The organism is Rhodococcus sp. 06-1474-1B, assembly GCF_002258885.1.
GTDB lineage: Bacteria > Actinomycetota > Actinomycetes > Mycobacteriales > Mycobacteriaceae > Rhodococcoides > Rhodococcoides fascians.
In genome coordinates this window covers 206,980-226,865 of sequence record NZ_NOYR01000019.1, presented here as the reverse complement: position 1 = coordinate 226,865, position 19,886 = coordinate 206,980, and the positions used below count along the sequence as shown (strand labels likewise).

Here is a 19,886-nt window from a genome sequence, read left to right as displayed (position 1 = left end):
ACACCGTCACGGTCCAGCCATGACAAACGTCATGTGCTTCCCGACTTCGGACTGTATGCCACATGTTCGGGTACTTTCAGCTCGTGAACCGCACCGAGTCGGGGAGCCCCGACCGTCCTACGCAGATGCGCGTCGTTCTGGCGGGCTCGGTGCCGAACCTCGTGCAGTGGTTCAACCTGTACCTCTACGCGACCTTCGCGCCGTACTTTCGGACCGAGTTCTTCGATCCGGCCTCGACGAATTCGCTCGTGTACGTCTACGGACTCTTCGCATTGACCTTCGTCGTCCGCCCCCTGGGCTCGTGGATGTTCGGCAGGCTTGCGGACGTGCGCGGCCGACAGTTCGCGCTCGTCGCGGCAGTCACATTGATGTCGGCCGGGTCGGTCGCTCTGGCTTCGACCCCGACGGTGCATGCGATCGGTGCCTGGGCAGCGGTGATCCTCGCTGTGGTGAGCATCGTGCAGGGCATCGCTACCGGTGGCGAATACGCGGCGGCGACGGTGTTGCTCTCCGAGTCGGGTACCCGGGGGCATCGCGGATTTTTTGCCTCGTTCCAGGCCGCGACGATCGTCGGTGGGCTCGTGCTGGCGCAGACCTGCTTACTGGTGTTGCTGGCGAGCACGGACCGCGCGGCGATCTCCGACTGGGGTTTTCGTCTCGCGTTCGCAGCGGGAGGTGTGGCCGGACTCGCCTCGTTGTGGTGGGCACGCGGACTCGATCGTGAGCCGTCCGTTCCGAAAGCGCAACGAGCAGAACAGGAGTCCACGATGAGGACTCTGTTTCGCGATCATCGGCGTCCACTCGTCTGGGTGTTCCTACTGACCGTGGGAGGCAGTGCAGCGTTCTACACGTACACCGTGACGGTTCCGTCGATCGTGCGTGAGACGTTCTTCGCTGCGGACGGTGCCAGGGGAGAACTCACCGCGACCGGTCTCGTGCTCGCCGCGTTCGTGCTGCTGATGGTGCTGCAACCGGTCGGCGGCGCACTGAGCGACCGCGTCGGGAGAAAGCCTCTCCTTGTCGCATTCGGGGCACTGGGGATACCGGCGACCGGGGCGCTGGTGTTCGCGAGCACCCGGGTGACGTCGGCACCGGCGGTCTTCGTCGTTCTGGTGAGCGCGTTCTCGATACTGACGTGCTACCTGTCGGTGAACGGCATCGCCAAGGCCGAAGTGTTCCCAGCGCACATCCGTGCGCTGGGCGTCGGTTTCGGCTATGCCGTGGCGAACTCCTTGTTCGGAGGTACGGCACCGTTGATCTATCACGCCACGAGCAGTCACGGCAGTGCGGAATTCATCGCCTACATGACGGTGCTGCTCGCGGTGACTCTGTGCGCCGCCCTCCGGATGCGAGGCGGCTCGGCCACCTCGCTCGACAAGCCGAACAGCCCGCTCTAGAAACCCCAACCCATGACGGCGGGACGCGCTGTTCCGAACGTCAGATCGAGTGCGTGCAGTGATTCTTCGTTGCGGGCGGTGAGGCGGTTTGCTGCGGCGAACAACCGGGCTCGGTGGGTACCGAAGTAGATGCTGGCGAGTACGTCGATGTCGAGTTCGATGTCCGGTTCGGATTCCACCCGGGTGCAGGTGGCTTTGCCGTCGGTGACCGTCAGCGAGTAGGTACCGCCTGCGTCGAGGAAGGGATCCCGGACGGCGATGATCAGTGATGTGTCGAGGGCATAGGTGCGCGCCTCGAGGGCAGCCTCGACATGCATGATCCGGGCCCACAGAGCGTCGTGGTGAGCCGTGACCTTCGGCAGCCGGTTGTTGGTCAGCAGGAACGGCAGTGCCTCGTCGCGTGCCTGCCGTACCTCGATGGTGTCTACCAGGTCCACGCCGACGAGGATCTGCCACAGCGCGGCGTAGGCGTCGTCCGTCACCGCGATGAATTCCTCCACCACGACCCGGCTCGGGTTGCGTCCGCGTCGGTAGGCGACGTATCCGTCGGGATGGGCGATGAAGAACAGAGCCGTCAGCCCGCCGCGTCGGTTCTCACGATCGGCGAAGAAGCGCTCCCAGCGGATCGGCGGCTTGGGCTGCGCGCCTGCGGTCTGCTGCTGCCAGCGGTGGTAGATGTCGGGAAGCAGCTCGGTGGCCTCGGCCGATTCGATCAGTCGCACCCCGGTAGCCGGGGGAGCGTCCTGACGGAACTGAGCGAACCGACGGTCGATCGAGACGCTGATCTCCTCGGTCACCGGCCCGTACCCGAAGCGTCCGTAGATCGTCGCCTCGCTGGCCGTCAGCAGGGACAACGGTGCGCCGGCGTCGTTCAGAGCGCGGTGCTGCTGGGTGAACATCGATCGCAGGATGCCGCGTCGGCGATGTGTCGGTGCGACCGACACCCAGGACACTCCCGATGCCTCGACCTGAGCTCCGCCGGGAACGGTCACCGACATCGGGAAGTGCATGGCCACACCGACCGGGGTCTCGCCGTCCCACGCCAGGTAGACGTGCTCGGACTTCGTCAAGATCTGCGTCTCGGCCAGGTCCTCGGCGTTCTGGTGCTCGCCGAACGCATGGGCGTCGAGCAGCGCGACGGCATCCCAGTCGTCGTCGGTGGCGGTACGGATGGTGATCGATTCGTCGGTAGTCATCGCTCACAACTTTTCCATACGGGGGTGGTGCTTCGCCGAGGGACTGCCAGAAATGCCGGGTGAGAAGATGAGCAGGTGGTGCATGTAATCGACATCGACGATCCCCTCGACCCGCGGCTCGACGACTTCCGCGACCTCAATTCCTCGGACAGGCGGCCCGATCTGCCCGAGGGCAAGGGGTTGGTGATCGCGGAGGGCGTGCTCGTCGCGCAGCGCCTGCTGAGCTCGCGTTTTCCGATGATCAGCCTGCTCGGCGTGGATCGACGGCTCGACGCGTTGCGCGAGGACCTCGCCGATTCGGACGTTCCGTTCTATCGGACGTCGGCCGAGGTGATGGCCGAGGTCGTCGGCTTCCACCTCAACCGTGGTGTGTTGGCGGCGGCGAACAGACCTCCGGCCCTCGATCTGGACGACGTGCTGGCGGGCGCGAGCACGGTGGCGATTCTGGAAGGCGTCAACGATCACGAGAATCTCGGGTCGATGTTCCGCAATGCAGCCGGTCTCGGGGTGGACGCGGTGTTGTTCGGTGCCGCCTGCGCCGATCCCCTGTACCGACGGTCTGTCCGGGTGTCGATGGGGCATGTGCTCCGAGTGCCGTTCGCGAAGGTGCCCGAGTGGCCTCGTGGCCTCGATCGGGTGCGGCGGCACGGTTTTCAGCTGATCTCGCTGACACCGAACCCGGAGGCAGTGTCCTTGGCGACGGCGATGACGGGGGAGAAGGTCGCGTTGCTGCTCGGTGCCGAGGGGCCCGGTCTGACCGAACACGCCATGCGCGCCACCGACATTCGCGCTCGTATTCCGATGGCTCCCGGTACCGATTCGCTCAATGTTGCGACGGCCGCGGCGATGGGCTTCTACGAACGGGTGCGTCTGACGTGAAGGATCCGGACGTTCGCTGGACCGGTGTCCCGGTTGCCGTGATCTCGGCGATCCTCGTCGCGGTGGCACTGACGGCGTTCGGCCTGGAACTGGCCAGAGTTCATCCGCTGCTCGCGATCGGCCTCAACCTCGTCGTCGTGGCAGGCGCAGCCCCGACGGTCATGCGGTGGTTCGGCGTTCCGGTATGGCGTTGGGCCGTGTACGGAGCGAGCGCCGGTGCGCTTCTGAGTTTCGTGGCCCTGGCGGCTCTGGCGTTCTGAGCCGGCCCGGGCAGGGGTGCGCACTACCGGCGACGTTCGGCGGAATCCCGTCGATTGTCGGTCGTTGTGTGCAACGGTGCCCACCCGAGCCACTATTTGCGGGAGAACCAGCGCTTCTTCGGTCGCGGTGCGGGCTGGGCCGATTCCGCTGCGGGCGCATTCTGGACCGGAACGTTCTGGGGCCGCGGCTCCTGCCCCGGCACGTACATGGTGAAACCGCAGACAGGCAGCGCGTTCGGGTCGAGCTCGCCGGGACGCGGGGCACCGGTGTAGCGGAAGCCGAGCCATTCGGCGTTGGCGGCTTCGGCAAATTCCTGGGGGTGGAACGGTAGTGACTGCGGATCCGGCATCACCCCGGGCGGATAGATCAGCGGGTGGTCACCGGCCCAGAACGGACGCTCCCACACCAGAGGTAGCCCCACGTCCTCGTAGATGTAGACGGGGGTGGCGCTGAACGAGCGTCGGAATTCACCGCGCTCCCAGTAGGCGAACGCACCCCAGGCATGCTCGGGGTCCGAGGCGACGAGGTAGGTGTGCTCGGAGGCCAGTGGGCGGGTGACGGATTCGGGAAGGGTCGACGGTGTGGGCACCGACAAGTTGGATCCGCAGACGACGGTGACGCCGGGGTAGCACCCGATGAACACGTGATCGTCGTCCACACCCGCCGAGGTCGAGATGGGACCCTGCTCGAGAGGGACGGCCGTGAGATGGGGGTAGAGCCGTCCGACGAGCGCACTGGCGGCGTTCCAGTCGGAGGTGGTGGCTTCTCGCAGTACCGATATGGGATCCGGTGCGTCCACGTACCAGATCGTTGATGCTTTGGCCCCCACTACCGGCACCTCTCTCTCCGTGACTTCCATCGAAGCCTACGGTGTGGGTGTCGACACTCCGACATCGCGCGGCACATCGGTCACACGAAGAACTCAGTTGTGACCGCTGCTGCGCACACCGAGCAGGACGTCTTCCCACGATGGCATGGCCGGCTTGCCACGCTTGTCCTTGCCGCTGGTGTGACCGGCGGCAGGCTTGGGTGCGGGCCTGGGCTCCCTCGCCACCGGTTCGCGCGGCTGCTCGGGCTCGGGAGTCGGCGCATCGTCCACCTCGACGTCGATGGTCTCGGCGTCGATCTCGCTGTCGGCGGTGGTGCCGTAGTACTCGTCGAAACTCTGCTGCGAGGTCTCGTCGGAGTCCTCGGCGGAGGCGAGTGCACGTACCGGGGCCAGGCCGCGGAGTTGACGTCCGAAGTCCGGGTCGATCAGTTCGCGTGCGGTGTCGTCGAGCGGAGCGATGGTGCCGCCGTGACCGTCGGGCAAGAACTGCCAGTGCGCTTTGTTCGTGGTGCGACCTGCCTGCCACTTCAGCTGGGCGACCCACTTGTTGTCCTCGTCGCGCCAGGCGTCCCACGCCGCGTCGTCGAGGTTGTGTCCGCGAGCGCGGAAGGCGAGGGTGACGATGTCGAGCAGGGTCTGCACAGCCGGGCCGTCGTGCCGCAGCGGATGCCCGGCCTGGGCCATCGACGCTGCCTGCGAACGCTCGAGCAGTACGGGGTGCGCGAACACCTCGACTCGGCTGATGGCCATTCCGGAGTCTGCGGCGACCTGTTCGATGGTCGCGCCGCTGCGGATACGGGCCTGGATTTCCTTCGGCCGGAGCAAGCTGTCCATTTCGATCTCAATCTGTCCTAGTCGAGCGATGTCTCCGCGTGAGGCTGCGCGGAGTTTGTCGTCGGCTGGAAGCCGGAATCTGTCGCCGGTTTTGGGATCTGCGCACACGACGAACTTTCCGTCGGCCTCGAGACCCACCACACGTAAGTCTCGCACCTTGACCTCCTCATCGCGCCGGCTCGCGATACCGTCGAATTCGAGCCTAGTTCACCTACCGTATTCGGCGGGTGTCCGACACGCCTCGCGGCGGCGGCGTCGGTTTCTTTCTCAGAGAGTAGACAGCTGCGCGCTCGGTTGCACCCGATCGGCCGAAGTCGAGCCGATTCGATTGCGGGACAACGGCATTGAATCTCGACGAAGAAAGAATACGCCGAGTCCGAGTCCGATGGTCAGCGCCAGGGCGTGGCCGGCAGCGGTGAACGAGGGATCCGTGATGGCTCCGGCGGCGACAACGGCGATCCACAATGCGCCCCATACTGCGCGCCACGGCATCGTCAGGTATCGAATCAAGGACCCCGCCACCGCAGCTGCGGCATAACTGACCCCGACGTCGACGGCTACGGCCAACGAGTCGGCAAACCAGTCGACGTGGATGCCGACGAACAGCCCGACAGCTACCAGCGCCGTCGCGCCGATGTGCCCGGCGCAGAACGTGAGCAGAAACCGGCGCCACCCCGAGACCCACTCGGCGACGGCGAACAGGATGGCGACCGAGGCGAGCCACCACCAATCGGGCCGGCCTTCGGTGAGGAAGGCGCTGGTGACGAGCGTGGCGAGATGACCGTCGGTGAGATTGTGCAGGTTGGTGCTCGCGGCGTGCAGCACATGCCAACGATCGTGCGGCCCGATCTGCCCAAGAGTGACGGTTCCTGCGGCTGTGAGCAGGCAGTACACGAGCGTCACCCGCAGTCGTAGAACGACGGACAGGAGCCTGGACATGCGAACGCTCCCTCCGAGGTCGTTACGCTTGCGTAATTGATAGCAAGTGTAGGCCTCGGAGGGAGCGCTGTAGCTGTGAGTTGGCTGCCGACTAGCTCAGCGTGGAGACGACCCAGTCGATGCTCTTGGTCAGTGCGGTGATGTCGTCCGGCTCGATGGCCGGGAACATACCGACACGCAGCTGGTTGCGGCCGAGCTTGCGGTACGGCTCGGTGTCGACGACGCCGTTGGCGCGCAGGATCTTGGCGACCTGGGCCGCGTCGACCTTCTCGTCGAAGTCGATCGTGCCGACGACCTGGCTGCGGTGATCCGGGTTGGTCACGAACGGCGTTGCGAAGTCACTGTTCTCGGCCCAGTCGTACAGGCGTGAGGACGAGTCCGCGGTCCGCTTCGTGGCCCAGTCCAGTCCACCCTGCGAATTGAGCCATTCGATCTGGTCTGCGAAGAGCAGAAGCGTCGCCACTGCGGGGGTGTTGTACGTCTGGTCCTTGCTGCTGTTGTCGACGGCGATCGGCAACGACAGGAAGTCCGGAACCCACCGGCCACTGGAGGCGATCTCGTCGACGCGGGCTAGCGCGGCCGGGCTCATCAGCGCGACCCACAGGCCACCGTCGGCGGCGAAGCACTTCTGCGGAGCGAAGTAGTAGACGTCGGAATCGGCGACGTTCACCGGCAGACCGCCGGCACCGGAGGTGGCGTCGATCGCGATGAGGGCGTTCTCCGAGCCGGCCGGACGGCTGACCGGGATGGCCACGCCCGTCGAGGTCTCGTTGTGGGCCCAACCGATGAGGTCCACGGACGGATCCGACGTGGGCTCGGGCGCGCTGCCGGGCTCGGCCTTGACGACGATCGGATCGCCGATGAACGGGTTGTTCTTGGCCACCGAGGCGAACTTCGAGCTGAACTCACCGTTGGTCAGGTGCAGCGACTTCTCCCGGATGAGGCCGAACGCAGCGGCATCCCAGAACGCGGTGGTACCACCGTTGCCGAGCACGACCTCGTAGCCCTCGGGGAGCGAGAACAGGTCTTTCAGACCACTGCGTACACGTCCGACGACGTCCTTGACGGGCTTCTGGCGGTGGCTGGTGCCGAACACGGACGCACCGACGTCGACCAGGGACTGCAGCTGCTCGGGGCGAACCTTGGACGGGCCGCAACCGAAGCGTCCGTCGGCGGGAAGAAGATCGGCGGGAATGATCGGCAAATCGGCCATGGAGTAGCGCGTCCTAGCGTCGATGGAATATGGCCTCCACAGGCTAGTCGGGTGTCATGACACCGTCGACTACCGGATCAGCTCCCAGCCCTCGACGGAGTCGGGGGTGCGGGGTTCGGGGCCGGTGTAGAGGGCGGCGGGGCGCACCAACTTGCCCAGGCGTTTCTGCTCGAGAATGTGAGCGCACCAGCCGGCGGTGCGTCCGCAGGTGAACATCGCGGGCATCATGTGTGCCGGGACCTCGGCGAAGTCGAGGATCACGGCGGCCCAGAACTCGACGTTGGTCTCGATGGCACGATCGGGGCGGCGTTCGCGCAGTTCCGTCAACGCGGCCTGTTCGAGCGCGGCGGCAACCTCGTAGCGCGGAGCGTTCAGGCGCTTGGCGGTGGCGCGCAGGACGCGGGCTCGGGGGTCCTCGGCGCGGTAGACGCGGTGCCCGAAGCCCATGAGCTTTTCCTTGCGGTCGAGGATTCCGGTGATCAGCGCGCGGGCGTCGCCGGTCTTCTCGACTTCTTCGATCATGGGCAGTACGCGGGCCGGGGCGCCGCCGTGCAGTGGGCCGGACATCGCGCCGATGGCTCCGGAGAGGCATGCTGCGACGTCTGCTCCGGTGGAGGCGATGACGCGGGCGGTGAACGTCGATGCATTCATGCCGTGTTCGGCGGCGGACACCCAGTAGGCGTCGATGGCGGCGACGTGTGCGGGGTCGGGCTCGCCCTTCCAGCGGACCATGAAGCGTTCGGTCACGGTGGCTGCCTGATCGATGCGGCTCTGGGGCACAGCGGGCTGGTAGATCCCGCGAGCGGACTGCGCGACGTAGGACAGCGCCATCACCGAGGCGCGGGCCAGGTTGTCGCGGGCGGTGCTGTCGTCGATGTCGAGTACCGGCTGATATCCCCAGATGGGAGCGAGCATCGCCAGGCCTGCCTGGACGTCGACGCGGACGTCACCGGTGTGGATGGGCAGGGGGAACGGCTCGGCCGGTGGCAGGCCGCGGCCGAATTCCCCGTCGACCAACAGCGCCCACACATCGCCGAAGGTGACGCCCTGTGCAACCAGTTCCTCGATGTCGACTCCGCGGTAACGCAGTGCGCCGCCGTCCTTGTCGGGTTCGGCGATGTCGGAGGTGAAGGCGACCACACCTTCGAGACCGGGAACGAAATCTTCGGGAACGTGTTGAACAGCCATGGTCTGTGGACTCCCTCGTCGCGACTGCGCCCGGCTCTGCGCCGCATCCGGGCGTGCTTGCGGAAACCATAGCGAGCTTTTACGCGGGAGTAGCGTCTGGGTTCGTGTCTGCAGACGAACAGCGCCTGGCCACCATGCGAGTGGACTACGGCGAGCCCAAGGATCTCGACGTCGACGCCCTGAGCGACGGCTGGTTGCCACTGGCCCGGCAGTGGCTCTCGGACGCCGTTGCCGCGAATCTGCCCGAGCCCAACGCGATCGTGCTCGGCACGGTCGACGCTGCCGGTAGGCCCGCGACCCGCACCGTCCTGTGCAAGGACCTCGACGCCGAGGGCGTGGTGTTCTACACCAACTACGACTCGGACAAGGGCCGCGCGTTGGCGTCGACGCCGTACGCGTCCATCACCTTTCCGTGGATCGGCATCGCCCGTCAGCTCACCGTCCGCGGACCGGTCACCAGAGTCGACCGAGACACCACCGAGGCGTACTGGCGGACGCGACCGCGCGGCTCGCAGCTGGGTGCATGGGCGTCGGAGCAATCGCGAACCGTCGTGTCTCGCGACGCCCTCGCCGCGCAACTGGCCGAGGTCACCGCGACGTTCGACGGACGCGAGGTGCCGGTGCCGCCGAACTGGGGCGGCATCCGCGTCGAACCGGAGGTCGTCGAATTCTGGCAGGGTCGAACCAGCCGGATGCACAACAGAATTCGAGTGATGCCGGCGAGCGGTGTGATCGAGCGACTGCAACCGTGAGCGGGCTGCGCGGCATCCTGGCCGACACGACCCCGCTGAAGACTCCCGCATATCGCCGCCTGTGGCTGGCGAACATCGTCACCGTCATCGGCGCGCAGCTCTCGATCGTCGCTGTGCCGCAACAGGTTTATCAGATCACCCTGAGCTCGGCCTACGTCGGCTTGACGGGCGTGTTCGCTCTGGTGCCCCTCATCGTGTTCGGGCTGTGGGGCGGGGCCCTGGCCGACGTGATGGACCGCCGAACCTTGTTGATGATCACCACGTTCGGTCTGATCGGAACGTCGACACTGTTCTGGTTGCAGGCGTTCCTGGAACTGAACAACGTGTGGATCGTGTTGGTGCTGTTGGCAATTCAGCAGGCCTTTTTCGCCGTCAATCAGCCGACCCGCAGTGCGATACTGCCGCGAATCCTGCCCGCGGCGCAGCTGCCCGCCGCGAACTCTCTGAACATGACGGTGATGAACTTCGGTGCCATCGCCGGTCCGCTCAGTGCAGGCATCCTCATCTACTACATCGGACTGGAGACGCTCTACCTGATCGACACCATCGCACTGTTCGCCACGCTGTGGGCGGTGATCAGGCTGCCGGGCATTCCGCCGGCCAAGTCCGGTCAACGCGCTGGATTGCGTTCGGTGTTCGAGGGTTTCGCGTACCTCGCGACCCAGAAGGTGCTGCTGGCGTCCTTCGTCGTCGACATCATCGCCATGGTGTTCGGGATGCCTCGGGCGCTGTTCCCGCAGATCGCCCACGACAGTTTCGGGGACCCGGCCTCGGGTGGGCCGGTGCTGGGCATGCTGTTCGCGGCGATGTCCGCGGGAGCGGTGCTCGGTGGAGTGTTCTCCGGTTGGCTACCGCGCGTGCGGCGTCAAGGCCTTGCGGTATTGATCTGCATCGTCGTCTGGGGCGTGGCGATGATCGGATTCGGGCTCGCCGTCGGTGCGGCGACCGACGGAGCGACGACGGTTGCCCTGTGGTTCGCACTGGCGTTTCTGGCGCTCGGTGGTGGTGCCGACATGATCTCGGCGGCGTTCCGCAGCACGATGCTGCAGACGGTGGCGACCGACGAGATGCGCGGCCGACTGCAAGGCGTCTTCATCGTCGTCGTCGCGGGAGGGCCTCGGATCGGCGATGTTCTGCACGGCGCGGCAGCGGCCTCGGTGGGAACGGCCGCGGCCGCCGCAGGAGGTGGTGTGCTGGTGGTCATCGGTGTCTCGATCGCAGCCCTCGCGCTACCGGCATTCATTCGCTACCGAGTCGGCGCAATCGTCGGTAGCAAGACGGTGGACGACACCGTCGTGGACAATGGCTCGCATGGCTCCCACAGCTGAGGCGCAGACGTATTCGTTGACGAGCGGCAAGTATCGCGCCGACGTCGCTGCTGTCGGAGCGGGCCTGCGGGTCCTCGAGTACGACGGCTCACCGCTCACCGAAACGTGGGAGGCGGGCACCAAGCCGCCGCTGTCGGCGGGACTGGTGTTGGCCCCGTGGCCCAATCGAACGGCCGACGGAACGTTCACGTTCGAAGGCGTCGAACATCGGTTGGAGATCACCGAACCGGCCCGCAACAACGCGAGCCACGGTTTCGTCCGACGGGTGGAGTGGACTCTCGACGAGCACACCGAGTCTCGCGTCGAGCAGAGCGTGGACATCGGCACGCACGAGGGTTGGCCGTTCTCGTTGCGATTGACGGTGGCACACGAGCTGTCCGACGACGGTCTGACGGTGACCGCGTCGGCGACGAACACGGGCGAATCGGCTGCGCCGTACGGAATGGGATTCCATACCTACGTGCGTGTGGGGGACGTACCCCTCGACGAATGCACGCTCGAACTGTCCGCGGGTACGCGGCTGCCGCTCGATCCGGTACGCAATCTGCCCGTAGGGCTTTCGGTGCCGACGGCCGATACCGAGTACGACTTTCGGCAGCCTCGGAACCTCGAGGGCGTGCAGCTCGACACTCCGTTCAGTGCCTCGGTGCCGGACGTAGACGGACGCGCGAAGCACACACTGCGTGGCCCCGACGGCACCGCGACGGTGCTGTGGACCGACAGCAACTTCGGGTGGGTGCAGGTGTTCACCGCCGATCCCGCCAACGATCAGGCGTACCCGGATCGGGGACGTGCGTTGGCGATCGAACCGATGACCTGCCCGCCCGACGCGTTGAATTCCGAGATCGATCTGATCGTGCTCGACCCGGGGCAAACCTGGTCCGGCAGCTGGGGAATGGAGTACGAGAAGTGACGATTCTGGTGTGCGGCGAAGCATTGGTGGATCTGGTGCCGGTGCACGAGGGGCCGCTGCTCTCACCGAAACTCGGCGGCGGGCCGTTCAACGTCGCCATCTCGATCGGTCGGTTGGGGTCGCCGGTTGCCTATCTCTCCCGCATCTCTCGCGACTCGTTCGGCGAGCAGATCCTGGCGAGTCTGCGCGATGCCGGGGTCGACATCTCGTGGGTGCAGCGCGGTGACGAGCCGACGACGTTGGCGATGACGACCCTCGCCGAGGACGGCAGCGCCGAGTACTCGTTCTACGCCGATGGCACGGCCGACCGACTTGTTGCCGATCCCGGTGATCTGCCCGACGAGATCAGTGTCCTGTCCTTCGGCACGTTGTCGTTGCTGTACGAGCCCGGCGCGTCGGTGTACGCCGAACTGCTGCATCGAGCTCGGGCCGCGGGCAAGCTGACGATGCTCGACCCCAACATTCGCCCGGCCGCCATCGACAGCACCAGCGGCGACATCACCGCCGACGGATTCCGCGATCGCTTTCGCTCGTGGTTGCCGAGTATCGACATTCTGAAGGTGTCCGAGGACGACTCGCACTGGCTGGGACTGGGCACCCAGGGCACCACCGTCGACGACTGGCTCGCCGCCGGGGTGACCGCGGTGGTGATGACCCGCGGCGGAGACGGAATCTCGGTGTTCACCGCGTCCGGGGAGACGACGGCCACGGGAGTGACAGCAGCCGAGGAGGTGTCGGTACCGGGCGTTGCCGTCGACGTCGTCGACACGATCGGCGCTGGTGACACCGTGCACGGTGCCTTGTTGAGCTACCTGGAAAAAGAGACCATTATCACATCGAAAGCGGTACAGGAGATGACCGGGGAGGATTGGCGGCAAGCTCTTTCGTTCGCTGCCACGGCAGCCGCGATCACGGTTTCACGACCCGGTGCCGACCCTCCCTGGGCGTCCGAGGCACCGAGAGACTAGTTTCACTAGCGACGTTAGAACTGTCCGTTTTAAGTACGTGTCCGTTACACGAGTTCGAGAGGGACCATTCGTGCCCGCTGAGAATGATGCCAAAGCCACCCTCACCTACCCCGGTGGCGAATATTCCATGTCGATTGCCGAGGCCAGTGAAGGCAACAACGGTATCGAGCTGGGAAAGCTGCTGGCGACCACCGGCTACACGACGCTGGACGGCGGGTTCGTCAACACCGCGTCCACCAAGTCGGCCATCACGTACATCGACGGTGACGCGGGGATCCTGCGCTACCGCGGTTACCCGATCGAACAGCTTGCGGGCAAGTCGTCGTTCATCGAGGTCAGCTACCTGTTGATCTACGGGGAGCTGCCGTCCGAGGACGAGCTCGAGACGTTCACCGACCGCATCCGTCGCCACACGTTGCTGCACGAGGACCTCAAGCGTTTCTTCGATGGCTTCCCGCGCAACGCCCACCCGATGCCGGTGCTGTCGAGCGCGGTCAACGCACTGTCGGCGTACTACCAGGATTCGCTCGAGCCGAACGATCCCGAGCAGGTCGAGCTCTCCACCATCCGTCTGCTGGCCAAGCTGCCGACCATCGCGGCATACGCCTACAAGAAGTCTGTCGGTCAGCCGTTCCTGTACCCGGACAACTCGAAGAGCCTGGTCGAGAACTTCCTGCGCATGACGTTCGGCTTCCCCGCCGAGCCGTACGAGGTCGATCCCGAGATCGTCAAGGCACTCGACATGCTGCTCATCCTGCACGCCGACCACGAGCAGAACTGCTCCACGTCGACGGTCCGCCTCGTCGGATCCTCGCAGGCCAACCTCTTCACCTCGATCTCCGGCGGCATCAACGCACTGTGGGGCCCGCTGCACGGCGGTGCCAACCAGGCCGTGCTCGAGATGCTCGACAAGATCAAGGCCGAGGGCGGCGACGCCACGGACTTCCTGCGTCGGGTGAAGAACAAGGAAGACGGCGTCAAGCTCATGGGCTTCGGACACCGGGTGTACAAGAACTTCGATCCGCGCGCGACGCTGGTCAAGGAAACCGCACACACGATCCTGGGCAAGCTGGGCAACGGCGACGAACTGCTCGAGATCGCCCTCAAGCTCGAAGAGACCGCGCTGACCGACGACTACTTCGTCGAGCGCAAGCTGTACCCCAACGTGGACTTCTACACCGGCCTGATCTACCGCGCGATGGGCTTCCCGCCGCGCATGTTCACGGTGTTGTTCGCGATGGGCCGTCTCCCGGGCTGGATCGCGCACTGGCGCGAGCAGAACGAGGACACCACCGGCAAGATCGGCCGTCCGCGCCAGATCTACACCGGCTACACCGAGCGCGACTACCAGGACGTCAGCTCCCGCTAGCTCTTGCTGCACGACAACGCCGCCGACTCCCTCGGGAGTCGGCGGCGTTGTCGTTTACGGCCTGCGTATCCCGCCGAGTTCGCAGTTACGCAGGTGATATGGCCACTCTTGGCTGCACAACTGCGATCTCGCTGCGTGACGGGGCTTGGTGTCCCGGCGAACTCGAAGTTATGGACGAGATTCGGCCGGAATCCATCCCTAACTTCGAGTTCGCGGCTGCAGTTCTGTTCGAGCGTGCGCGATGAACCACTGCTCCCATTGCTCGGAGGTCCATCCGCGCTCGCGGGTCAATCTCAGCCACACCGAGCGAGCCGTGAGCAACCACATGGCGTCGACGACGATGTCCGGCGGAGGACCGCCGAGAATCAGCCCTGCTGCCCAACGGTTCTCGTCCCATCGCGTTTTCTCGCGGACCGAGAGTCGCTGCGCAGCAACTGGATCCACTACTGCGGCCTCGTCCAGCACGTGTTGTATGGCCGCGGATCGCTCATGTGCCCCGCGGAGCCAGGCCGCGCCGGCGGCGAGTCGTTCCTCGAACGTTCCGGTGCCCATCTTCTCGTAGTCCGGCAACTGGCGGACGGGCGAGTCCAGGCCGTTCGAGAGCGCACTGTCGATGCATCCGTCCAGTAACGCGAGCTTGCCGTCGAATTGTTGGTAGACGGTCTGCCGGGTCAGACCGGCAGCCGACGCGACGTCGGCCATGGTGGTGGCGACCCATCCTCGACTCAGGAACATCGCATGTGCGGCGTCGGTCACTGCGGCGCGGTTGAGTCGAGCGCGCTCGGTACGCAGGTCCGACGAGTAAGTCCTGGCCATGAGACGCAGTCTAGACATAATTGAGATTACGCTGTGTAATGTTAAATATGAACGAGTACCACTTTCCTACTCGACTCGGTCGGTTACACGTCCGAGTGACGGGCACGGGACCGCCGGTTGTGCTGTGGCACAGCATGTTCGTCGACTCCTCGAGCTGGGATCGCGTCCTGCCGGAGCTGGCTGCAGCTCGGACTGTGCACCTGGTCGACGCCCCATCCTGTGGTTCGAGCGACCCGTTGAGCGAAGCCGCCGATATCTCGGCGTGTGCCGATGCCGCTGTCGAACTAGTGGAAGAGATGCAGCGCCGATGGGGATTCGGCAGCGTCGATTGGGTCGGAAATGCTTGGGGTGGTCATGTCGGTATGGAGGTAGCCGCGCGACGACCGGATTTGATCTCGACCCTCGTTGCGATCAGTGCGCCGACGCATCCCATCGACGAGCCGTTGCGTCGCAAGGTCCGCATGCTGCTGCCGCTGTATCATCTTGTCGGGCTTCGTGGCCCGGTGCGATCGGCCATCGAGGAAACCATTTTCACCGATCACTCCCGAGCTCACGACCCCGAGGCGGTGCAGTTGCTGCGCGACGCAATCGGGCGGGCGGGCCGTCGGGCGACCATCCTGGCCATCGAAACGGCGATTCTGAATCGAACGGACTTGAATTGGGCTGCACGGGCCTTGACGTGTCCGACCCTGTTCGTCACCACCGACGATCGTGGTGAATGGACGCCGGAGGAGGCCCGCGCCGTGGTCGCCACGATGGTCGATGCGCGCGAGGTCACCGTCAGCGGCGCGCGGGTGATACCGGCGTTGGAGCAGCCGGATCGACTGGCCGAGGTGGTCGACGAGTTCTGGTCCAGGCGCGCAGATCCTCGCTGAACTCGAAGTTATGGACGGATTTGGGCCAGAATTCGTCCATAACTTCGAGTTCGCGGCGCACTCAGGCGTCGAAGTGCTTGCGATTCTTCAGCACTGGCAGGTTCTTGCGCACGGCGTCGACCAGCTCGGTATGGATGTCGATCGTCAGCATGCCGGGTGTCGCGTCGAGTTGGCCGAGGATCTCGCCGGTGGGGGAGCAGACGATGCTGTGGCCGACGCCCAGTGGGGCATTGCCTTCGGCGGCAGCAGGTTCGGCTTGATCGCAGGCCGCGATGAAAGTGGTCGAGTCCAGGGCGCGTGCGCGGGCGAGCAGGGTCCACTGCTCCACTTTGCCGTCACCCGATCCCCAGGACGCCGGTACCACGACGAGTTCGGCACCGAGGTCCCCGAGTTTCTGGAACAGGGCAGGGAAGCGAATGTCGTAGCAGGTCGCGAAGCCGACGCGGACTCCCGCGATGTCGAGCACGAGCGGGTCGGAACCCGGTGCGACGGTATCGGATTCGGCGAATCCGAACGCGTCGAACAGATGAATCTTGTCGTAGCTCGCCTCGACGCCCGGGCCGGTGACGAGCAGTGTGTTGGTCACTCTGTCGTCGGGCGCGGGAGTGAACATTCCGGCGACGACGGTGATGCCGGCGTCGGACGCGATCCGACGAACGGTCTGTGCCCATTCGCCGTCCAGTGGCTGTGCGAACTTTCGGATGGGTCCGCCGAAGCAGCGCATCATTGCCTCCGGGAACACGACGAGGTCCGAGCCTGCGTGCGCCGCGGCGCGGGTGTGGGTCTCGACGAGTTCGAGGTTCTCGGTGGGATTTTCGCCACTGGTGATCTGGGCCAGGCTGATGCGGATAGTCGAGCTCACGGTGTGACTCCTGGTTTCGTCGGGGGAAGACAGGTATACATATCGTATGCAACCACTGTCGGGGAGGGACAAGGCGTACCAGTTCGTCCGTGATCAGGTGTTGTCGTCACCGGCCGCCACCGGCACTTTTCTGAACGAACAGGAACTTGCGACTCGAATCGGCGTATCGCGCACGCCGGTCCGTGAGGCGTTGCTGATGCTGCAGTCCGAGGGTCTGGTCGAGATGGTGCCCAAGCGCGGTGCCCATGTGCCGGCGATGTCCGGACGGCAGATCGCCGAATTGATGGATCTGCGTGGCGTTCTGGAACGGCACGCGGCGTCGCGGGCGTTGCGTGCCGGTGACGCTCCGATCGCGGCGATGCAGCATGCGTTGCATCAGCAGGAGCTGCTGATGAACTCCGACAGCACCGACGCTCCCAAGGAATTCATCGACTGGGACGGGACGTTCCATCAGAGTTTGATCGATTCGGCGGGCAGTGATCTGCTCTCGCGCACGTATGCCGGTTTGCGGGCGCGTCAGCTCCGAGTGGGCTTGAGTGCGTTGTTCACCGCCGCCAACCGGCAACACCGAGTGTGCGCCGAGCACCAGGCCATCATCGACGCACTGAGTGCCGGCGACGAGGGCCTGGTGCACGAAAAGATCGACGCTCACCTCGAGGTCACGCTTCAGACTCTGTTGCGCGCGTAGCGTTTTCGTGCTGCTGGCCCAGCAGCACGTAGTGCTCGTCCTCGGTGGGGTCCGGGTTGCGTCCGAGGGCGAGGCCGACGAGTGTCACGGCACCGACGACGACGATGTACCCGGCGATCGGCACCCAGCTGTCCGTCTTGTCCAACAGGTAGACGAAGATCAGCGGGGCCATCGCACCACCGAAGACACCGGCGATCGTGTACGCCAACGAGCTGCCGGTGGAGCGCAATCGAACGCTGAACTGCTCGGTGACGAATGCTGCCTGTGGCCCGTACATGAACGAGTGGAACGCCAGGCCCACCACCACACCCAGGATCAGCAGTGGTAGCGATCCTCCGCCGATGACGAGGAAGAAGATCGCACTCCACGCGACACCGCCCACGGCTGCGACGCCGTAGACGAGGCGTCGGTTGATGCGATCGGACACCGCTCCGGCGAGCGGGATCAGGCCGAGTTGGCATGCCGACCCGATCAGAATGGCGGTCAGTACCTCACTGCGCTCGAAGCCCAACTTCTGTGTGCCGTAAGTGATGGAGAAGACGGTGAACAGCGCGTAGATGACGTCCGGCGCGACACGAGACATGATGCCAGCCACCAGGGGTCGCAGTTCGGTCTTGAACACTTCGCTGATCGGTGCCTCGGAACGTTCGCCGCTTTCCTGCAGCGCCTTGAACACCGGGGTGTCCTCGAGCTTCAACCGGATCCACAGACCGAATCCGACGAGTACCGCGGAGAAAAGGAACGCCACGCGCCATCCCCAGGACTCGAACTGCTGGTCGGTCAATGTCAGCGTCAGAACAGCGAGTGCACCGTTGGCGAGCAGGTTGCCTGCGGGTGGTCCGATCTGTGCTGCCGAGGACCAGAATCCGCGTTTGCGTGGATCGCCGTATTCGCTCGACAGGAGAACGGCTCCGCCCCATTCGCCGCCGACGGCAACGCCCTGACAGAAGCGCATCGTGACGAGAATGATCGGTGCCGCGATGCCGATGGAGTCGTATCCGGGGATCAGACCGATGGCGAAGGTCGTGACACCGATCAACATCAGGGTGATGACGAGGAGCTGTTTTCGTCCGATGACGTCGCCGAGCCGTCCGAAGACGAACCCTCCGACCGGACGGGCGACGTACCCGACGGCGTATGTCGAGAAAGCCAGCAGAGTCCCGGTCAGTGGGTCACTGTCCGGGAAGAAGACCAGCGGAAACACCAGAGCTGCGGCGGCCGAGTAGACCGCGAAGTCGTACCACTCCAATGCCGTTCCGGTGAGGCTGGCCGCAAAGGCCTTGGCCAGGCCTTTTCTATCTACCGAAACAGGTTCGGTCATGACGACTCCTTCGTGTGCCTGGGATCACTCTATCCGTTGTACGTGCTCCATACTTGCTGTATACAAGACGTATGCGCAAGCCTGTGGGCGCATCGGAAACAGAAAATTTACGAGGAGAGGGTCCTTACTGATGCTCACATTCACGCTGCCCAACGGCACCTCCGAATCGGTCGAGGTGAACGCGTTGCTCAACGCCGGGTACGCCGGACGCAACCAGGAGGAGGTGGCGTCGCACATCGCGGAGCTGGCCGAACTGGGCGTTCCGGCTCCGACGGTGACCCCGGCGCTGTATCCCATTTCGCCGTACCTGGCGCAGCAGACGGACGCCGTTGCCGTCCAGCACGGCCGTACGTCGGGCGAGGCCGAGTGGGCGCTGGTGATCCTGGGCGACACGATCGACGACGTGCTGCTGACGGTCGCCTGCGATCACACCGACCGTGACCTGGAGGTGCACAGTGTCGCGTGGAGCAAGAACGCGGCTCCCGATGTGCTCGGCACCGGCGCGTGGCGTCTGTCGGAGGTCGCCGATCGGCTGGACGAGATCACCTTGACCGCGTGGGCGGACGGCGTCGCAATTCAGACCGGAACACTCGGTGATCTTCTCGCTCCGCACTACTGGCTCGACGTGCTCGCCGACCGTGGACTGTTCGCCCGTGGAACCGTGTTGATCTCCGGCACCATCTCGATGCACCCCGGTGTGAACCAGTTCGCCGACACCTGGAAGGTCGAGATGTCCGACCCCGCAACCGGCAATACGCTGACCTGCGAATACAAGACGATGTTGATGCCAGCTCCGATCGGCTGACCGTGACGACGTAAAATCGGTGCCGACCATGCCCAGAACACCGCAGTCGGCGTCGGCGGGCCGGCACAACCGCAGGAGACTTCAGTGACGAAGCCAGTGATCGAATTTCAAGCCGGACCGGCACCGTTGGATCTGGTGACGGTCGACCTCGTCGAAGGTGACGGCGCAGAGGCAGTGCCGGGCGGAAACGTAGAGGTGCACTACGTCGGCGTCGAGTTCGACACCGGCGAGGAGTTCGACTCGTCCTGGAACCGCGGCGAGTCCATCCAGTTCCCGCTCCGTGGTCTCATTCAGGGCTGGCAGGACGGCATCCCCGGGATGAAGGTCGGCGGACGCCGCCAGCTCACCATCCCGCCGGAGCTCGCGTACGGCCCCGCCGGCGCAGGTCACCGTCTGTCCGGCAAGACGCTCGTCTTCGTCATCGATCTGCTCGACGTCAAGTAGCAGATCTCT

The 19,886-nt window shown here is 65.1% G+C and carries 21 protein-coding genes; 12 read left to right on the top strand and 9 right to left on the bottom strand.

The annotated features are described in order from the left end of the window. Positions 1–83: 83 nt before the first annotated feature. Positions 84–1,397, top strand: a complete 1,314-nt coding sequence (locus CH266_RS06430; RefSeq protein WP_158514245.1) for an MFS transporter — start codon at positions 84–86, stop codon at positions 1,395–1,397. On the opposite strand, the gene CH266_RS06425 is transcribed toward CH266_RS06430, so the two are convergent. Continuing rightward, complete coding sequence (locus tag CH266_RS06425; RefSeq protein ID WP_057473695.1) at positions 1,394–2,593, bottom strand: GNAT family N-acetyltransferase; 1,200 nt, start codon at positions 2,591–2,593, stop codon at positions 1,394–1,396. The two genes, CH266_RS06430 and CH266_RS06425, sit on opposite strands and share 4 nt — an antisense overlap. Before the next feature lie 75 nt (positions 2,594–2,668). Here CH266_RS06425 and CH266_RS06420 point away from each other — a divergent pair, with 75 nt between their 5' ends. Together CH266_RS06420 and CH266_RS06415 are read left to right on the top strand one after the other, a co-directional pair. Continuing rightward, positions 2,669–3,472 carry a TrmH family RNA methyltransferase gene (locus tag CH266_RS06420; protein ID WP_027495915.1) on the top strand — a complete coding sequence of 268 codons (804 nt, stop codon included), beginning with the start codon at positions 2,669–2,671 and terminating at the stop codon, positions 3,470–3,472. After that, positions 3,469–3,732 (top strand): DUF2537 domain-containing protein, encoded by a 264-nt coding sequence (locus tag CH266_RS06415; RefSeq protein WP_032381663.1) that lies wholly within the window; start codon positions 3,469–3,471, stop codon positions 3,730–3,732. Before CH266_RS06420 ends, CH266_RS06415 begins: the two co-directional genes overlap by 4 nt. 92 nt (positions 3,733–3,824) lie before the next feature. On the opposite strand, the gene CH266_RS06410 is transcribed toward CH266_RS06415, so the two are convergent. The 5 genes from CH266_RS06410 to CH266_RS06390 all read right to left on the bottom strand — a co-directional run bounded on the left by CH266_RS06410 (position 3,825) and on the right by CH266_RS06390 (position 8,736). Beyond that, positions 3,825–4,592: a DUF6928 family protein gene (locus tag CH266_RS06410; RefSeq protein ID WP_094694799.1), complete on the bottom strand. Its 768-nt coding sequence runs from the start codon at positions 4,590–4,592 to the stop codon at positions 3,825–3,827. Between the two features lie 63 nt (positions 4,593–4,655). After that, positions 4,656–5,552 (bottom strand): septation protein SepH, encoded by an 897-nt coding sequence (gene sepH, locus CH266_RS06405; protein ID WP_094644456.1) that lies wholly within the window; start codon positions 5,550–5,552, stop codon positions 4,656–4,658. Positions 5,553–5,663: 111 nt separating this feature from the next. Continuing rightward, on the bottom strand, positions 5,664–6,335 hold the full coding sequence (locus tag CH266_RS06400) for a rhomboid-like protein (protein ID WP_094714967.1): 672 nt from the start codon (positions 6,333–6,335) through the stop codon (positions 5,664–5,666). Between the two features lie 91 nt (positions 6,336–6,426). Further along, complete coding sequence (gene serC, locus CH266_RS06395) at positions 6,427–7,548, bottom strand: phosphoserine transaminase (protein ID WP_032365891.1); 1,122 nt, start codon at positions 7,546–7,548, stop codon at positions 6,427–6,429. 69 nt (positions 7,549–7,617) lie between these two features. Then, the gene (locus tag CH266_RS06390) at positions 7,618–8,736 is read right to left on the bottom strand and encodes a citrate synthase 2 (protein ID WP_032365892.1); all 1,119 of its coding nucleotides are present in this window, start codon (positions 8,734–8,736) and stop codon (positions 7,618–7,620) included. 134 nt (positions 8,737–8,870) lie between these two features. On the opposite strand from CH266_RS06390, the gene pdxH reads away from it, so the two are divergent. From pdxH to CH266_RS06365, 5 genes are all read left to right on the top strand, one after another. After that, positions 8,871–9,488: a pyridoxamine 5'-phosphate oxidase gene (gene pdxH / locus CH266_RS06385; RefSeq protein ID WP_141214505.1), complete on the top strand. Its 618-nt coding sequence runs from the start codon at positions 8,871–8,873 to the stop codon at positions 9,486–9,488. Between the two features lie 5 nt (positions 9,489–9,493). Further along, a complete protein-coding gene (locus tag CH266_RS06380) occupies positions 9,494–10,816 on the top strand; it encodes an MFS transporter (RefSeq protein WP_176457028.1) in 1,323 nt (440 codons plus the stop codon). After that, positions 10,800–11,729 carry an aldose 1-epimerase family protein gene (locus tag CH266_RS06375; protein WP_032385849.1) on the top strand — a complete coding sequence of 310 codons (930 nt, stop codon included), beginning with the start codon at positions 10,800–10,802 and terminating at the stop codon, positions 11,727–11,729. The genes CH266_RS06380 and CH266_RS06375 overlap by 17 nt, the downstream gene beginning before the upstream one ends. Continuing rightward, positions 11,726–12,697 (top strand): carbohydrate kinase family protein, encoded by a 972-nt coding sequence (locus tag CH266_RS06370; RefSeq protein ID WP_027495924.1) that lies wholly within the window; start codon positions 11,726–11,728, stop codon positions 12,695–12,697. The genes CH266_RS06375 and CH266_RS06370 overlap by 4 nt, the downstream gene beginning before the upstream one ends. A 70-nt stretch (positions 12,698–12,767) precedes the next feature. Continuing rightward, positions 12,768–14,066 carry a citrate synthase gene (locus CH266_RS06365; RefSeq protein WP_027495925.1) on the top strand — a complete coding sequence of 433 codons (1,299 nt, stop codon included), beginning with the start codon at positions 12,768–12,770 and terminating at the stop codon, positions 14,064–14,066. Positions 14,067–14,264: 198 nt separating this feature from the next. Here CH266_RS06365 and CH266_RS06360 read toward each other — a convergent pair whose 3' ends face one another. Continuing rightward, a complete protein-coding gene (locus tag CH266_RS06360) occupies positions 14,265–14,882 on the bottom strand; it encodes a TetR/AcrR family transcriptional regulator (protein WP_027495926.1) in 618 nt (205 codons plus the stop codon). 38 nt (positions 14,883–14,920) lie between these two features. Here CH266_RS06360 and CH266_RS06355 point away from each other — a divergent pair, with 38 nt between their 5' ends. Continuing rightward, positions 14,921–15,757, top strand: a complete 837-nt coding sequence (locus CH266_RS06355) for an alpha/beta fold hydrolase (protein ID WP_306438635.1) — start codon at positions 14,921–14,923, stop codon at positions 15,755–15,757. 61 nt (positions 15,758–15,818) lie between these two features. Here CH266_RS06355 and CH266_RS06350 read toward each other — a convergent pair whose 3' ends face one another. Continuing rightward, complete coding sequence (locus tag CH266_RS06350; protein ID WP_032399881.1) at positions 15,819–16,619, bottom strand: carbon-nitrogen hydrolase family protein; 801 nt, start codon at positions 16,617–16,619, stop codon at positions 15,819–15,821. Positions 16,620–16,665: 46 nt separating this feature from the next. Here CH266_RS06350 and CH266_RS06345 point away from each other — a divergent pair, with 46 nt between their 5' ends. Next, positions 16,666–17,307, top strand: coding sequence for a GntR family transcriptional regulator (locus CH266_RS06345; RefSeq protein WP_032365894.1), 642 nt, complete (start codon positions 16,666–16,668; stop codon positions 17,305–17,307). Here the strand turns inward: CH266_RS06345 and CH266_RS06340 are convergent. Beyond that, a complete protein-coding gene (locus CH266_RS06340; RefSeq protein WP_027495930.1) occupies positions 17,279–18,628 on the bottom strand; it encodes an MFS transporter in 1,350 nt (449 codons plus the stop codon). The genes CH266_RS06345 and CH266_RS06340 overlap by 29 nt on opposite strands. Positions 18,629–18,758: 130 nt before the next feature. Between CH266_RS06340 and CH266_RS06335 the strand changes: the two genes are divergently transcribed. After that, positions 18,759–19,433, top strand: a complete 675-nt coding sequence (locus CH266_RS06335) for a DUF2848 domain-containing protein (RefSeq protein ID WP_027495931.1) — start codon at positions 18,759–18,761, stop codon at positions 19,431–19,433. Between the two features lie 84 nt (positions 19,434–19,517). Next, positions 19,518–19,877 carry an FKBP-type peptidyl-prolyl cis-trans isomerase gene (locus tag CH266_RS06330; RefSeq protein WP_027495932.1) on the top strand — a complete coding sequence of 120 codons (360 nt, stop codon included), beginning with the start codon at positions 19,518–19,520 and terminating at the stop codon, positions 19,875–19,877. Positions 19,878–19,886 lie beyond the last annotated feature (9 nt).

What these genes read in the sequence shown, in the direction of transcription:
- CH266_RS06345 (WP_032365894.1), top strand. Translation starts at nt 16,666, where the DNA reads ATGCAACCACTGTCGGGGAGGGACAAGGCGTACCAGTTCGTCCGTGAT.
- CH266_RS06335 (WP_027495931.1), top strand. Translation starts at nt 18,759, where the DNA reads ATGCTCACATTCACGCTGCCCAACGGCACCTCCGAATCGGTCGAGGTG.
- CH266_RS06355 (WP_306438635.1), top strand. Translation starts at nt 14,921, where the DNA reads ATGTTAAATATGAACGAGTACCACTTTCCTACTCGACTCGGTCGGTTA.
- CH266_RS06425 (WP_057473695.1), bottom strand. Translation starts at nt 2,593, where the DNA reads ATGACTACCGACGAATCGATCACCATCCGTACCGCCACCGACGACGAC.
- CH266_RS06400 (WP_094714967.1), bottom strand. Translation starts at nt 6,335, where the DNA reads ATGTCCAGGCTCCTGTCCGTCGTTCTACGACTGCGGGTGACGCTCGTG.
- CH266_RS06340 (WP_027495930.1), bottom strand. Translation starts at nt 18,628, where the DNA reads ATGACCGAACCTGTTTCGGTAGATAGAAAAGGCCTGGCCAAGGCCTTT.
- pdxH (WP_141214505.1), top strand. Translation starts at nt 8,871, where the DNA reads ATGCGAGTGGACTACGGCGAGCCCAAGGATCTCGACGTCGACGCCCTG.
- CH266_RS06390 (WP_032365892.1), bottom strand. Translation starts at nt 8,736, where the DNA reads ATGGCTGTTCAACACGTTCCCGAAGATTTCGTTCCCGGTCTCGAAGGT.
- CH266_RS06360 (WP_027495926.1), bottom strand. Translation starts at nt 14,882, where the DNA reads ATGGCCAGGACTTACTCGTCGGACCTGCGTACCGAGCGCGCTCGACTC.
- serC (WP_032365891.1), bottom strand. Translation starts at nt 7,548, where the DNA reads ATGGCCGATTTGCCGATCATTCCCGCCGATCTTCTTCCCGCCGACGGA.
- CH266_RS06410 (WP_094694799.1), bottom strand. Translation starts at nt 4,592, where the DNA reads ATGGAAGTCACGGAGAGAGAGGTGCCGGTAGTGGGGGCCAAAGCATCA.
- CH266_RS06375 (WP_032385849.1), top strand. Translation starts at nt 10,800, where the DNA reads ATGGCTCCCACAGCTGAGGCGCAGACGTATTCGTTGACGAGCGGCAAG.